Source organism: Thermogemmatispora argillosa, assembly GCF_059696725.1.
In genome coordinates this window covers 884823-899469 of sequence record NZ_AP019377.1, presented here as the reverse complement: position 1 = coordinate 899469, position 14647 = coordinate 884823, and the positions used below count along the sequence as shown (strand labels likewise).

Sequence of the window (14647 nt, the reverse complement as noted above, 5' to 3'; positions counted from 1 at the left end):
GGCCGGAAAGCGGAGGTTGGATGAGCCAGCGAGAACAAGGAAGCAGTTCCCTGGGGAATGAAAATCCCCTTGCCCTCTGTTAAAATGAACAGATAAGAAAACCAGCCTCGATACTTCAGGAGAGAGAGCGAGTGAACAACCATGAATTGCGTTGAAGCGATAGCTCGTCTCCATCTGTATATTGACCGGGAACTCAGCGCCGAGGAGATTATCACGGTCCAGCAGCATCTGGCTTGCTGCTCGCAATGTGAGAGCCGCTTTCGCTTTGATGAGCGTCTTAGAAGGCTGATTCATGAACGCTGTACCATTGAGCGGGCTCCTGCTCATCTGCGCGAAGCCGTGATGCGCATTGCCCAGACGCCCCCGGGTGAGCCGCTGGAACTTGATCCCGAGCTTGAGATGGAGCTGAGAGCAGATATCGCTCTGGAAGAGTTTGTCGAGTGAGCAGGCTGGCTAGTTGGCTCGTTGACTAATCAGCGAGTCAGACAGACTGAGCCCCACAGACAGCCGCAGTGTACCGTTCCCCTGTCTCTTGCGCCTGAGGTGGCTGGCCTGGCCTGTCTGTCGGCGTTGGTCCTGTCTGGTATATGGTATGTTCTCCCTTTTGCTTATGGGTGCACGCGCCGTAGCGAACCTGGCCTGTGGCGTGAAAGCGGAATAAGTGAGCCGGCGCGGAGACATCCGCGACCCCTGCCCGCTAAAGAACAGGAGGAAGGAGTAGTCTCCTCACCGGCTTCGTCTCTTTCCCAGAGTAGGCAAGAATCTACCCGACCCACTTAGGGCGCCCACGCCCTGCGCGCGCGGCCTGGCCTGGCCTGGAAAAGCAAGAGACCCAGCCACGCTAACTGACTGACCAGTCGCTGACCGCGATCCGGCCCGTGTAGAGGTGGCAGCGGACTGGTACGGCAGCGTTGTCAGCCCTCAAAGACTCAGGCCCCAGTTAAAATAATGGTTGAGCGCGGGCAGCAAATTGAAGAAGATGGCCAAACCGGCCAGAGCCATGATGACCCCGGTAGCCACCTCGATCTTCCCCAGATGCGGCTTGAGGAGCTTGAGAGCTGCGCTGACCTGATTAAGGCCCAACCCGAGCAACAAGAACGGGAGGCCCAGACCCAATGAGTAACTAAGCAGCAAGAGAACGCCCTCGCGCAAGGTCGCGGCATTGGCGGCCAAACCGAGAATGCTGCCCAAAATCAGCCCGACGCAGGGAGTCCAGCCGATAGCAAAGACCAGCCCGATGATAAACGAGGCCAGCGGACCGGGACGCGATGGGCGAAACTCAAAGCGTTTCTGCCGTGAGAGCAGCGGAAGCTGGAACAAACCCGTAAGATGAAGACCAATAATGACAAGGAGAACGCCGCCGATCTCACGCAGCAGGAGCTGATTCGCCCGCAGAAAGGACCCAAGCGCGCTGGCAGTTGCTCCGAGGGCCACGAAGGCGCAGGTGAAACCTAACACAAAGAGCGCGGCATGGAAAAAGGTCGTCAGGCGTGCCGCCGGGTTGCCTCCCTCGCGACTTGCTTGATAGACACTCTCGCCCACCAACTGCGCCAAATAGATTGGAACCAGAGGCAAGACACAGGGCGAGAGAAAGGAAGCAAGTCCCGCCAGAAAGGCGACACCAATACTCACTTGCGATCCCATAAAACGTCTTCTCCTCAAGCGACGAAGCACTCAGCTCGGATAAGATCCGGTCTGATCGTCGAACGATCGCTCGTAGTATAGCGAAGAAAGCGCCTGCCTGCAAGGCAACGATGGCACTGCTGGCAGAGGAATGAGTCGCAGAGCGGGTCAGGCAGCACTAACCACTGTGAGCATAGCCATCGCCGGACGGCATAGGGGAACCAGGCTCTGGCCCTCCTCCTCTTCCCGTGCCTGAGCGCCCGAGTAAGCGCTGAAGCTGGTGCCAGAGGCCACCCTTTTCGGACTGATCGTCTGCTACCGGCAGATCTGGGTCACTCGCTCCTCTCCCGAATGGGGGGCTGGGGCTGGCGGCAGCGCCAGCCGCCATAAACGAGCCTGGCGCCGATAGAGGCCGCTCCGGCAGCGAGGCGTAACCGGGACTGGGAGCCTGGTGCCACTCTCTGACAGCGCCTGGCTCTGGTGAACCAGGCCGATCTGGAAGCAGCTCAGACGAGTGCTGAGCCACTGAGCGCTGGGCCCGCCACTCGCTGAATGAGGGCCGCGGCTCGGCCAGGCGCGGTCGGCGTGGCGGCTGCACAGCGAACGCCCGCGGGTTCGTTGGAGGCAGAGGCGAGAGAGGCCCCCCGCTTGGAGGCGGCGGTAGTTCCTCAGCCTTCAGATTCAAGGCGCGCAACTCTTGGGCCATCTGACGCGCCTGTTCATAGCGTTGAGTCCGATCACGGGCCAGCGCTTTCAAAATAATCTGCTCCAGGCCCGGCGCGAGCTGGGGGTTAAGCCAGGACGGCGGGCGAAGCTGACCGCTTGTGATAGCCTGAGTCACCTCGGGCAGCGTGCGCCCGTTGAAAGGGCGTTGGCCGGTCACCATCTCGTAGAGAACCACACCGAGAGCATAGATATCGCTGCGATTATCTAATGGCTGTCCCCAGATCTGTTCTGGTGAAGCATAGTAGATACTGCCTACCAATGTCCGCGCCACTGTAATGCGCTGCAGCCCCGGGGCACGTGCCAGCCCAAAATCCATCACCTTGATCTTCCCCCAACGGTCCAACATCAGATTTTCTGGCTTGATGTCGCGGTGAATAACATTGCGCTCGCTGTAGGCGCAATCGAGCGCATCGGCGATCTGGGCCGCGTACTCGGCAGCCAGATGCTGGGGGATCTGGCCATCCAGGCGTAGCAAACTTCCCAGGGTTGGCCCTTGCACGTACTCCATCACAAAATAGAGCACGCCCTTTTGCTCGCCAGCATCGTAGATCTGTACGATGTTGGGATGGTTCAGCCCGGCAATGATACGGGCCTCGCGGATAAAGCGCGCGACGTAAGACGTGTCTTTGGCCAGGGCATGAGGCAGAATCTTAATGGCGACATCGCGACCAAGCGCGAACTGCTTGCCGCGGTACACCATCCCCATCGAACCACGCCCTATTTCTTCTTCCAACAGGTAGCCACCCAGACTCTGTCCTGCCAGTTCATTCATGTGCGTGAACGCACCGACGCTCTGCCAACCAGGGCCTTCAGGCGACTTCGGCGCGAAGCCGGGCGACGCCAGCCAGAGTTGAGCGGGAGGTCGGTGCCCCCTCCATTTCTGCGTTCCTGCAATGACCGGTCTCTCTCTGAATGAGCCTCCAGCCGCCTGGTCCTGGAGGCTCGCCCACGGCGGACAAGGCGCAACCTGTGACCAGGCAGCAGGTCAGAGAGAAGAAAAAGACCCGGCCCGCCAGCCTGAAGAGAAGCGCTCGTCAGCTCAACTCAGAACTCAGCCGGCGCTGGGCGCCGTTCTCTGTCAGAGCATGGCGGTGATGCTGACATAATTATTTACGTTCTTCGACGGGAGTGCATCTACAGGGAGGCGAAGAGTTGCCCCAAAAGTCATGTCCTCTCTGTTTGGTTGTGTAACAACAGTATTGTTTCTATTCACCCATCTTCCTTCTTGTCTCAAGAGAGAGGCTCGGCAGTGGGGCGGCATGGGCGCGGCGCGCACTGAAGTAGAGAAGAGGCGGAGGCAGGACAGGCTAGTGGTTACTATGGGCATGCATGTCATGCCGATTGCGGCGCAGGGGCCTGCTCCTTCCTGTCCTGTCCCGCCCTGCCGTGCTCTGCTCTGCTCGCGGTTAACTACGCGGTAAGAAGAGAGGCGAGCCAGTGGGTGCCGGCATAGGGCCGATCGGTCTCCCTGAAGGCCGGCCTCGATGCGAGCCTCATCCTGACCTGGGTGGGGCCTGCTGCGATCCAGCCGGCTTGCGCCATCCTGCTCAGTCGAGATAATCTTTCAGGTAGCGACTGGCCTGGGGATGGCGCAGCTTGCGGATTGCGCGCTCCTCGATTTGGCGCACTCGCTCGCGGGTGACTTTCAGCTTGCGGCCCACCTCTTCGAGCGTATGGTCATGGTCATCGATGAGGCCGAAACGGAGCTCGATCACCTGGCGCTCGCGGGTCGTGAGCTGGTTCAGCACCTTCCTGATCTCCTCACGCAGCAGCTGCTGATTGGTGACCTCCATTGGCCCCCGCTCGCGAGCATCCTCGATGATATCGCCCAACGTGTTCTCCTCCTCATCGGAAAGAGGCGCATCCAGCGAGAAGACCTTTTCTGCCCAGATCAGGAGCTCGTTGACGCGCTCAGGACTCATGCCGAGCCGCTCACCGATACTCTCGGGCGATGGCTCCTTTCCCATCTCCTGGTAAAGCTGGCGCATGATCCGCTTGACGCGCATGACCTCCTCCATAATGTAGACAGGAAGGCGCACCACGCGCGTCCCTTCAAGAATCGCTCGCGTTATCGCCTGCTTAATCCACCAGGTGGCGTACGTTGAGAAGCGGAAGCCCTTCTTGTAGTCGAACTTGGTGACAGCGCGAATAAGGCCGATATTGCCCTCGCCAATCAGGTCCTCCAGGGAGAGCCCCTGGCCTACGTATTTCTTAGCGATGCTGACCACCAGGCGGAGGTTCGCCATGATGAGCTGGTTGCGCGCATCGCTATCGCCCTGTTCAGCCCGCTCAGCCAATTCGGCCTCGCGCGCTGGGGTAAGCAGGGGGATGCGAGAGATCTCACGGAGGTAGAGGCGCAGGCTATCGCTCTGCGCTAGCGAGGTCAGGTCCGCATCCTCATCCTGCTCTGGCTCCGGTTCCGGTTCCGGCTCCGGCTCTGGTATGAGTTCGCGTTCTGGCTCGGTCGGCTTATCGGCGTCGAACATCACTTTTCGTTCCAAGTACCTGCTCTTGTCTCCCTACCCGGGGCAGGGAGCGGTATAATCCTCTCTTGTGGTCGGCCTGCTGGATCGCCGCAAGAGTGACAGACAGTCCCTTCCTCCAGGAAAGGAAGTAAACGTGCTGCAACTCTATCTACTCTGTTCTTATTGTACGAACGCTCACCGCATCTGGTGAATCGTCTGCCTGTTCCGGCTCTGATCAGCTCGCTGGCGTTGCCGCTATCTGCGGCCTCCCTGCCTGGGCTCACCTGTCCCCGCCTGCCTTTGTTCATCAATCCTCTGGTTCTCCCAGCCGGCCCCGGAACAGGCTCCCTTTCCTGCCAGATCGGTTGAGCATGGCCTCATTGTACCATACTGGTACACGATTGCAAGCCGGACCCTTGCTTGCAATCTCTGTCTATTTATAACATCGCTCTACGGTGCGTTATTCTCTCCAGTATAGCACGAGGGCCGCGCAGAGGAAATGCCATCCTGGCGGAAGCCAGAGAAATGCGGCCCTGGCTGCCAGCGTGTTGTGAGAGCGCGCCGTTGGCGGCTGCTCTGGTGGACGATGGGGCCGGTGCGCGGACGAGAAGGCAGGATCTCAGCCGTGCCCCGAAGCTCCTGCTGATCGCCGGCTGTGGCTCTTGCTCTGCAACTGCTGGTGTACAATAGAATGGGGAATCTGAAGTTAGCGGCAAGCCGGTGCGGTTCGCTCCAGGCCGCTGCCGGTGCTGGCTGGGGCAGCACAAGACGCCAGGCGATGGCAGGCAGTGATATGCGCATTGGAGCACAGGCCTGGGGCCTGAGCCGAAGCTGCCGGCAATCTGCTGCTGGGTGTTGCCCGGGAGAAGGACCACGAGATGACTTTTCCCCTGCCTTTGAAATCTGGGACGGTCGTCGGAGGCCACTATATTATCGACGGCCTGATTAACCGTGGTGGCTTTGGCTCGGTCTACCGCGGCATCGATACCAGCGAGGGCGACCGTCCTTGCGCTATTAAAGAAACCTATGATGTGACCCCGGCGGCGCGACGTCAGGCGCTGATGGAGGCGGGCATCCTTTTTACCATTAGGAGCAAGCACCTTCCCCAGGTCTATGACGCCTTTGAGGAGGGAGGGCGCTTCTATCTGGTCATGCAGCTCATCGAGGGGCAGAACCTGCTTCAGTTGATGCAGGCGCGAGGCGCTCCCTGTCGCGAACAGGAGGTACTGGCCTGGTTCCTGCCCATTATGCAGGTGCTGCAGGAGCTGCACAGCCGTACGCCGGCGGTGGTCCATCGCGATATCAAACCGGCCAACATCATCCTGACGGTCGAAGGTTACGCTGTACTGGTCGATTTTGGCGTGACCAAGCTGTACGATCCTGCCACCGCCAGCCAGACGATGATCAAAGCCGTGACTGAGGGCTTTAGTCCTCTGGAGCAGTACACAGGGACGACGACGCCCCAGTCGGATATCTATGCCCTGGCGGCCACGATGTATTACCTGTTGACAGCGACTAAGCCCCCTTCGGCCATCAGTCGCAGCTTGCGTGAGACGCTGCAGCCGCCGCGTCTACTCAACCCACAGATCTCACCTCAGGTTGAGCAGGCCCTGCTCAAGGGTTTGGCACTCAATCCCGAGGGACGGTTTCGCTCGATGCAGGAGTTTGCCGAAGCCCTGCAGGGGCGAGCTTTCTTCACAGGTTATGCTGATCCAACGGTGCGTGTCATTGGAGAGCCACAAGCTGGATCAGGGCCAGCCGCCGGCGGACGGCCCAGCGCAGGCCCGGCGGTGATCGTCAAAGGGCCGCCACTGGCGAGGCCGCTCTACCCCTCTCCCTCGCCGTCGGCCCCCTCCAGTCCGCAAAGAGCGGCGGTGTCTCCTCACCACACTCGCCCTGGTCAGGGGGCCCAGGCGGTCATGGTCGCACCTCCCCAGCCGCTGCCCAGTCCAATGGGGCAAGGCTGTCTCTGGGGGCTTGTGCAAGGGATCAGCTCGGCGCTCCTGGTGCTGCTGCTGCGCACGCAGGAAGCGCTGCTACTGTCGCTGCTGCTTGGCTGGCTGTGTTATCTGCTGGCTGGCTTTATGACGACCCGTCGCGGAGGCAGCTCGCTGCGTGGGGCGCGAGCTGGCTTCTGGGCTGGGATTAGCAGCACACTCATATTCTGGCTCGTCTTTGGCTTGGGCCTATTGATCCTTGTCGTGCAGCGCCTTCAAAGCGATCTGCTACATGCCAGTCAACAAGGAATTCCCCTTCAGATCGGGCGTGAACTAACGCGCATTGTGCACCAGGTAGCACCCTGGCTCTTCTCGTTGCCTTCACCGGGGGCTGGCTCGCGCCTTCCCGGTCCTCTGCTCTACCTTGGTGGAGGTCTCTTGCTGGCGATGGTGCTCGGCTGGCTTGGGGGCCTGCTCGGGAGGAGGGCTTTTCTCAACCGTTGGGCGCCACGGAGTGGCTAGCTGACTGGTGGGCGAGATGGAGGTGGAGGAGCAGAGCCGGGATGGAGCTTGCGAGAGATGAGAGAGCGGACAAAGGGCCTGAAGAGGCTGGCCTGAGACCGCGGCTATGGTATCATAGGCGCGGGTTGCTGCCGCTAGAACCGGCTCACCCTAACCTGATCAGACCAACACGAGCACAGACAGAAGGTGGCACGTATTCCGGTGAATGTGACTGATCCAAGCACAAGCATGATGCAGAGCGCAGATGAGGAGATTCTCCCCCTGTCCGAATTAGCGCGCCTGTTGAGCGCCGAGCTGCAACTCTCCAGCGAGCAGATCGCGCGCACCCTCACCCTGCTCGATGAAGGCAATACGATCCCGTTCATTGCCCGCTACCGCAAGGAGGTCACGGGCAGCCTCGATGAGGTCCAGATCCAGGCCATTGCCGACCGGGCCGCGGCCTTGCGCGCGCTCTTTGAGCGCAAAGCCGATGTACGTCGTTTAATCGCCGCTCAGGGAAAGCTCACGCCAGAACTGGAAGCGGCGATCATGGCAGCCCGCACGCTGCAGGAAGTCGAGGACCTCTATCTCCCCTACCGGCCCAAGCGCAAGACCCGTGCCAGTGTGGCGCGTGAGAAAGGGCTGCTGCCGCTGGCGGAGCTGATTCTGCAGCAGCCCGAGCTGCCTGGCGATCCGGCCAGCGTCCTGGAGGAGCAGGCTCGGCCCCTGCTCGATCCCGCGAAGGGGATTGAGACAGCGCTAGAAGCCTATGCGGGCGCGCGCGACATCGTGGCCGAGATCGTCGCCGAAGATGCCAACGTCCGTGGTGCCGTACGCGCCCTCTTTTTCAAGCAGGCTGTAGTCAGCGCTCGCCCAGTTGATCCCGACACCCTGGCCCAGAAGGACCCTAAAGGGACCTACCGTATCTACTACGACTTCCATGAAAGCGTCGATCGTATGGTCCCGCATCGTGTCCTCGCCCTGAACCGTGCCGAGCGTGAGGAAGTGCTGCGCGTCAGCGTGACGCTGGACTACGAGCAGGCGCGTCCCGCTATTACTGCGTACTATCCTCTCAAGGAGACTTCGCCCTTTGCCAGTCAACTTGCTCAGGCCATCGAAGATGGCTATAAACGTCTGCTGGCCCCGGCCATGGAGCGCGAGGTACGTGTTGAGCTAACGCGCAAGGCCGAAGAACATGCGATCGGGGTCTTCGCGGCCAACCTGCGCCATCTCCTGCTACAGCCGCCACTGCGCGGCTACAAGGTGCTGGGTATTGATCCTGGCTATCGCACTGGCTGCAAGCTGGCAGTCGTCGACGAGACCGGCAAGTATCTGACCTCAGATACCATCTATCTGCATCAGGAGGAGAAGGCGAAACAGACCCTGCGCCGTCTGATTGCCGAGTACGACTTGAAGGTCATAGCGATCGGCAATGGTACGGCCTCGCGCGAGACCGAGCAGTTGGTAGCAAGCTTGATCCGCGAGCTAGAGGCTGAGACAGGCCGCCGCGGCGAGATTGGCTATGTGATTGTCAACGAGGCTGGCGCCTCAGTCTATTCGGCCTCCGAGATCGCTCGCCAGGAGTTTCCAACGCTGGACGCTACCCAGCGCGGAACTATTTCGATCGCGCGCCGCCTGCAAGATCCACTGGCTGAGCTGGTCAAGATCGATCCGCGAGCGCTGGGAGTTGGCCTCTATCAGCATGACGTTGATCAGAAAGCCCTGGCCGAGATGTTAGAGCGGGTGGTAGTCTCTTGCGTCAACTTTGCAGGCGTTGATCTGAATTCAGCTTCGGCGGCTCTCCTCAAGCATGTCGCTGGCATTAATAGCCGTGTCGCCGCTGCGATTGTCAAATACCGTGAGGAACACGGGCCATTCCGCTCGCGCGAGGAACTGCTGAAGGTGCCCGGGCTGGGGCCAGCTACCTTTACGCAGGCTGCAGGCTTCCTGAAGATCTCTAATGGCACTGAGATGCTGGATAATACCTTCATCCATCCCGAGAGCTATCCGGCGGCGCGCGCCCTGCTACAGATGCTGCCTGATGGCGCAGACGGAGCGCTCAAGCCGGCGGAGCGCGTCGCCCAATTCCGGCGCCTGGTCAAGCTTCAGAGCACCTTGGGACGCAGCCGGCGGCGGCATAGCGGCGATGGAGAACTTGACGCTGAACAAGCGGCCTGGGCCGAGATTGCACGCAAGATCGGCGTAGGTCTGCCGACGCTCCTCGATATTTTAGACAATCTAGAAAAACCAGGGCTTGACCCGCGCGATGAGCTGCCTCCTCCCATCCTGCGTCATGACGTTCTGAAACTGGAGGACCTCAAGCCGGGCATGGTACTTCAGGGCACAGTGCGCAACGTGGTCGACTTCGGCGCCTTTGTCGACATCGGCGTCAAGCGCGATGGCCTGGTCCATATCTCGGAGCTGGCGGACCATTATGTCCGTGATCCTCTGGCGGTGGTCGCTGTTGGGCAAGTAGTTCAAGTGCGCGTCCTGGCCGTCGACTTGCAGCGCGAACAAATCCAGCTCAGCATGCGGGGCCTGGCCACTCGCTCTCACTAAGCCGCCCACTCTCTTACTTACTTAATCACCTGCGCCTTGTCAGGCGAAGAGCGAAGCGCTTCCGCGCTCTGACGCTGGTCGCTGGACCGGCCAGAGAAGCGGGCGCAGGTGATCTCGAAAAGACCAGAGTTACGCGCCCTTTCCGCGCTCACTGGCCGTCTTTCTGCAGCAGCCCGCGCTGGCATGCCCTATAGTAAAGCTCGGAGTCGGCTGCTGAGGAGCGCAACCCTTCGCAGGCACCAGCGAGGGCCAGGCTCCTTAGCAGCCGTCTTCGTTGGAGTCTCTTTCTGGAGCGGAGCGCGTAGCCTCAGTCACCTAGCTGCAGGGGACGCGTCGGTTTGGCTGCCAATCGCGGCTCATGTTCGCTGAGGCGTTGCAGCAGAGCCAGGCCCTTTTGATGGAGAAAGCTGGCCCCAAGCCGGTCGGCCTCGCGGATAGCGCGCAGCGCGTAGAGATGCGCCTCCTCCCAGGCTCCGCGGCGCCAGGCGAAGTCGGCCTCATCAAGGACCAGCGCGGGCACAAAGTAGGGGTCGAGATAGTCGCTGGCCAGAGCGATCAAGCTCTCGACTAAGGCTCGCGCCTCGGCCTGATTCCCACGGATATGGCAGAGCAAGAGCTGAATCTCTAAACGCAGGGCGCGGTCATAAGGCAGCGTCAGCACCTGCTCCTGTGAGCGCAGAAGATGCTCAGCGTGGCGCAGCGCCTGGCTTGCCTCCGACTGACGGCCCTGGCGATAGGCATAGCGTCCCTGGAGCTTGAGCGCTTCGATCGTGCCGCGCAGATCTCCACATTCCTGACAGATACGGAGAAAAATGTTAATGTAGCGCTGAGCGAGAGCCAGGTCGCCTTCGCTGCTGGCCAGAGCTGCCAGATAGAACCAGGCGCGGGCAAGGTAACTGCGCGGATGGCTGCCCCACTGAAGAGCCGGGCGCGGCTCTCCAGGCTGAAGGGCTTGCTGAGCCGCCTGGAGGCTTTCCTCAAAGCGCTGGTGAGCTTGCTGAAATTGACCGTGGTAGAAGTGGAGAGCGCCGAGGCGCTGCAAAAAGCAGGCAAGGTGGAACGAAGCGGCGCAGCCCTGACTGACCTCGATGCCGCGTAGCAGCAACGGCTCACTCTCGCTCATGGGCAAGTGCGCCAGCAGGCCCAGTAAAGACTGCAATAGCTGCAAAAAGATCTCATGCTGACCACTCTGGTACGCCTGGGAGAGGACCGTCAGGAGCTCGACCTGGCGACCCTTGAGGGCTGGAATATTATGCTGCTGCTCACTGGCGAAGGCCAGCAAAGCGGCTTGCCGCCGCTGCTGCTCTTCCTGAACATAGGCGCGCAGCAGCGGATGAACGCGATAGCGCTGCTCATGGGTACTGTCGCCAGGCATGCTCTCTGTCTCCGGCAGGAGATCGAGCAACGAACTGCGTACCAGGCGGGCCAGGTGCGCGGCGGTACTGGCCAATGTGCGTTGGGGGGCACTGAACGGTTCGTCTGTCAATGTCAAATTGCACTGAGGCTCACCCAGGCAACGCTGCTGCCAGTCTGCCGCCTCGGCCAGGCTAAAGGGGCGGGCCATCAGCGGAGCTAGCTGCAGCAACAGCTCCCGCGTTTCCTGGGGAAGCGTCCCCAGGGCCTCGGCGAGCAAACGGCGTAGCTCGCCCTCGCTATCCAGCAACCCATCGAGGGGGTGCAAGGCAAGGCGCTCCGCCAGCAGCTCGCAGGAGACGCCAGCGCCGACCGCAGTTGCAGCCAACTCGATAGCACGGGGAAGGCCGCCGACGGCACGGCAAATACGCTCAGCGGCTTGCAGCTCGCTGGTGCTCAAAGCCGTCGAACCCCGTCCCAGGAGCGTCAGAAAAAGAGTCAGGGCGTCCGCAGGGGCCAGCGGCTCTAGATGATAGTGGTGGGTGGGTAGAGCGGTCGCCGGTGGCACGATGCGACTGATCACCAGCATGCTGCTGCCCGTCAGATAGGCGCCGCTCTCGGCCAGACACTCCCCCTGGTGACAGCTACAGGAGAGCAAGACCTCCGCAGCCTGGCGCAAAGGGAAAGGCGATTCCAGATCATCCAATAGCAGCAACGCTCGTTTGCCTGCGAGTTGCCGGCGCACCTGATCAAGCAGGCCACTCATCTCGGCCTCAGAGCAGGGCGCCTGCCCTGACGACGACCCCGCAGGCTGCGCCACCACCTCCACAGGCTGCTCGGCCAGGCCCTGGCGAACATTGAGGATAGCAAGCAGACGCTGTAGCAGAGTGCAGAGGCCGGGCAAGCCCTGGCAACCTCTGGCGCTGAGGGCTACAATACCGTCGGGGAAAGATCGTCGATAGCGGTTGCTATCGGTGGCCAGCAGATGGACCAGCTCGGCGGCCAAAGCGCTCTTACCGACGCCAGGCATGCCGCTGATAATATAGATGCCTGGTCCCTCCTCGCGCAAGGCATGCAAGAGATGCTGAAGTTCATGATTACGGCCAATCAAATGAATAGGGCGAGGAGGAAGCAGCACAGGGCCAGGTGCAGAAGAGCCTCCCAATTGCTCGGTGAGCGTTGCGAGCAGCTCTGTCTCCTGGGGACTCAGGTCGTACAGGCCAGCGGCGCGCTGATAGACTTGCACTTCGCGCGGCGTTCGGCAGAGCAAGGTAGCCAGGGCGAGCACACGCTGTCTGGTTTTTCCGCGGAAAGGATAGTGGAGATGGCCAGCCTCCAGCCGCGCCAGAAAATCCTCGGAGATGCCCAGGGAGCGCAGCGCTGGGTCCTTGCGGATTGCCTCGATCAAGGCACGCTGGCTATGCCAACCGCAGAGGCGCCGTCGTTTGCTGAACCATTGACCGAACTGGAAGGCGTCCATCCTCTAGACCTCTATGTTTCCTGTTCCGAGTGTTGGGGATGAAAGGCAAACCTGACCCAGGCGCGTCGCCTGCAACCGCGCCCCAATTGTGGGCCTGTCTGCTCCCTTGCCCGGTGCTTCCCGCCTGATCCGCAATAGCTGCCTGATTGGCCGATTGCTGAACTGGCCTAGGCTGGACTGGGCTGAAACACGGCATCAAGGCAGCTATTCAGACCACCATTAGTAGAAACGCCTGATAGATCCCAGTGTTGCAGCGACTGGCCCAAGCGGCCCTGGCCTTGACGGGAAGGAAGCGCGCCTCGTCCCTCGCCGCAAGCCAGGACCGCCAGGCATACGACCAAAAACTCCCCCCTAAAGAGATTCGTCAAGAGGTTACAGCGGCTCCACCGTCAGCACAACTTTCCCTGTCGTACGACGCTCTGCAATAGCTCGATGGGCATGAGCGGCCTCTTCGAGTGGGAAAGTTTGCCCAACGAAAATCGTTAATTGACCGGCGGCCAGGTAGCGACTCAGCTCCTGCATAGCGAAAGCCACCTGTTGAGGGCGACTAAGCCAGGCGCTGAGCCAGTAGCCGATGATAGCCTGGTTCTTATACATCAATTGAACACCACTGAACTGCGTAATCTGCCCGCTGGCGGCCCCATAGACAACCATCCGACCAAAGGGAGCCAGGCAGGACAGGCTTTGTTCTGCGATTGAGCCACCGACCATCTCAAGCAGCACATCGACGCCGCGACCATTGGTAGCCTGCTTGACCTGCTCTGCCCAATTCGTCTGACTATAATTGATCGCCTGATCAGCCCCCAGCCGTCGAATATGCTCTAACTTGGCCTCGCTGCTCGCCGTGCCGATGACCTGGCCAGCCCCCAACAGGCGAGCAAGTTGCACGGCAAAGGTCCCCACACCCCCAGCCGCGGCGTGTACCAGTACGCTTTCGCCAGCCTGCAGGCGGGCGGAATCGTGCAGAAGCTGGTAGGCGGTGACCCCCTGGACCGGTAGAGCGGCGGCCCGTACGAAGTCGAGAGACTCCGGAATCGGAAAGACCGTCTCGGCCCTGGCTGTGGCATATTCAGCATAGCCACCATTGGCAAAGGCCGCCACGCGCGTGCCCGGCGCAGGTGCGCTGACGCCCTCGCCCAGGGCCGCAACCGTTCCGGCTACCTCAAAACCGAGCGTTGTCGGCGTGCGCGTACGCGTGAGATAAGTGCCCTGGCGCTGCGCCAGGTCGGCGTAATTAACTCCGGCTGCCGCGACCTTGATCAGTACTTCGCCTCGCCGCGGCTGCGGGACCTCGATCTCTTCCAGGCGCATAACCTCTGGTCCGCCGGTTTCGTGGATGCGGATCGCTTTCATGGTCAGGATATCTCCCTCACGTTTACTGCGTGCTCAGATCGCTGCAAGCTAGGCAGCTTGCCCGCCCTCTGGAAGCCCGTCGCTCTCAGCCTCTCAAGCCGGCTCGCCCGGCTGAGGCGACGGGCAAGCCTGACGAGGGCTGGCGCATTCTCATTCTATCCCATAGCGGGAGCTACCGCGCCAGAACGGATGGACAGGATAGGCGTGGTGGTGATCAGGTGTAGCAGGCCGCGCTCCGCCTTTGCCGGGCTAGCGATGTGTCGTCCAGGTACCAGAGAAACCTTGTCGGGTCGTTTATAACTAAGAAAAGAAGGTGCTGTGGCGGCAAAACCGCTGTTCACTGCCTGAACTGCCGCTGTTGCTGCGCCGCAGAGCGGTTCTGCGGGCCAAAGGTGAACGGCTGGCGATTGCTTTGGCCCCTCTCCCGCCAGCTCTCGTGCGCAGCCGGCGCTTAAGGAGAGATAATTTGGTACGTAATAGCAAGGAGAGAAACAATTTGTTATAATATTCCCTAAGAAGAAAGTACTAAAGTCCCACCTCAGCTCTGAGGAAGGCAGGGGGAAGCAGTACAATCTTCACGTGTCCGACATAGGGCGAGAGCACTCATACGATCTTCATCTCCTGGACGTTTTGGCCTCTTCCCTGCTTGC

Annotated in this window: 8 protein-coding genes; 3 read left to right on the top strand and 5 right to left on the bottom strand. The window is 60.8% G+C overall.

The window, feature by feature from the left end; translation table 11 throughout:
- The first annotated feature begins 141 nt into the window (after positions 1 to 141).
- A complete protein-coding gene (locus AC6H1L_RS03555) occupies positions 142 to 444 on the top strand; it encodes an anti-sigma factor family protein (protein WP_497600175.1) in 303 nt (100 codons plus the stop codon).
- Between the two features lie 477 nt (positions 445 to 921).
- On the opposite strand, the gene AC6H1L_RS03550 is transcribed toward AC6H1L_RS03555, so the two are convergent.
- From AC6H1L_RS03550 to AC6H1L_RS03540, 3 genes are all read right to left on the bottom strand, one after another.
- On the bottom strand, positions 922 to 1644 hold the full coding sequence (locus AC6H1L_RS03550) for a cytochrome c biogenesis CcdA family protein (protein WP_497600174.1): 723 nt from the start codon (positions 1642 to 1644) through the stop codon (positions 922 to 924).
- 157 nt (positions 1645 to 1801) lie between these two features.
- Positions 1802 to 3121, bottom strand: coding sequence for a serine/threonine-protein kinase (locus tag AC6H1L_RS03545; protein WP_497600173.1), 1320 nt, complete (start codon positions 3119 to 3121; stop codon positions 1802 to 1804).
- Positions 3122 to 3896: 775 nt separating this feature from the next.
- On the bottom strand, positions 3897 to 4850 hold the full coding sequence (locus AC6H1L_RS03540; RefSeq protein ID WP_497600172.1) for a sigma-70 family RNA polymerase sigma factor: 954 nt from the start codon (positions 4848 to 4850) through the stop codon (positions 3897 to 3899).
- Positions 4851 to 5692: 842 nt separating this feature from the next.
- On the opposite strand from AC6H1L_RS03540, the gene AC6H1L_RS03535 reads away from it, so the two are divergent.
- Together AC6H1L_RS03535 and AC6H1L_RS03530 are read left to right on the top strand one after the other, a co-directional pair.
- The gene (locus tag AC6H1L_RS03535; protein ID WP_497600171.1) at positions 5693 to 7273 is read left to right on the top strand and encodes a serine/threonine protein kinase; all 1581 of its coding nucleotides are present in this window, start codon (positions 5693 to 5695) and stop codon (positions 7271 to 7273) included.
- A 231-nt stretch (positions 7274 to 7504) separates the two neighbouring features.
- A complete protein-coding gene (locus AC6H1L_RS03530) occupies positions 7505 to 9811 on the top strand; it encodes a Tex family protein (RefSeq protein WP_497601499.1) in 2307 nt (768 codons plus the stop codon).
- 307 nt (positions 9812 to 10118) lie between these two features.
- On the opposite strand, the gene AC6H1L_RS03525 is transcribed toward AC6H1L_RS03530, so the two are convergent.
- On the bottom strand, positions 10119 to 12644 hold the full coding sequence (locus tag AC6H1L_RS03525) for an AAA family ATPase (RefSeq protein ID WP_497600170.1): 2526 nt from the start codon (positions 12642 to 12644) through the stop codon (positions 10119 to 10121).
- A gap of 372 nt (positions 12645 to 13016) precedes the next feature.
- A complete protein-coding gene (locus AC6H1L_RS03520; protein WP_497600169.1) occupies positions 13017 to 13997 on the bottom strand; it encodes a quinone oxidoreductase family protein in 981 nt (326 codons plus the stop codon).
- Between the last annotated feature and the right edge of the window lie 650 nt (positions 13998 to 14647).

Coding starts and splice junctions, on each gene's coding strand:
- AC6H1L_RS03555 (WP_497600175.1), top strand. CDS start 142: ATGAATTGCGTTGAAGCGATAGCTCGTCTCCATCTGTATATTGACCGG.
- AC6H1L_RS03550 (WP_497600174.1), bottom strand. CDS start 1,644: ATGGGATCGCAAGTGAGTATTGGTGTCGCCTTTCTGGCGGGACTTGCT.
- AC6H1L_RS03545 (WP_497600173.1), bottom strand. CDS start 3,121: ATGAATGAACTGGCAGGACAGAGTCTGGGTGGCTACCTGTTGGAAGAA.
- AC6H1L_RS03535 (WP_497600171.1), top strand. CDS start 5,693: ATGACTTTTCCCCTGCCTTTGAAATCTGGGACGGTCGTCGGAGGCCAC.
- AC6H1L_RS03530 (WP_497601499.1), top strand. CDS start 7,505: ATGCAGAGCGCAGATGAGGAGATTCTCCCCCTGTCCGAATTAGCGCGC.
- AC6H1L_RS03525 (WP_497600170.1), bottom strand. CDS start 12,644: ATGGACGCCTTCCAGTTCGGTCAATGGTTCAGCAAACGACGGCGCCTC.
- AC6H1L_RS03520 (WP_497600169.1), bottom strand. CDS start 13,997: ATGAAAGCGATCCGCATCCACGAAACCGGCGGACCAGAGGTTATGCGC.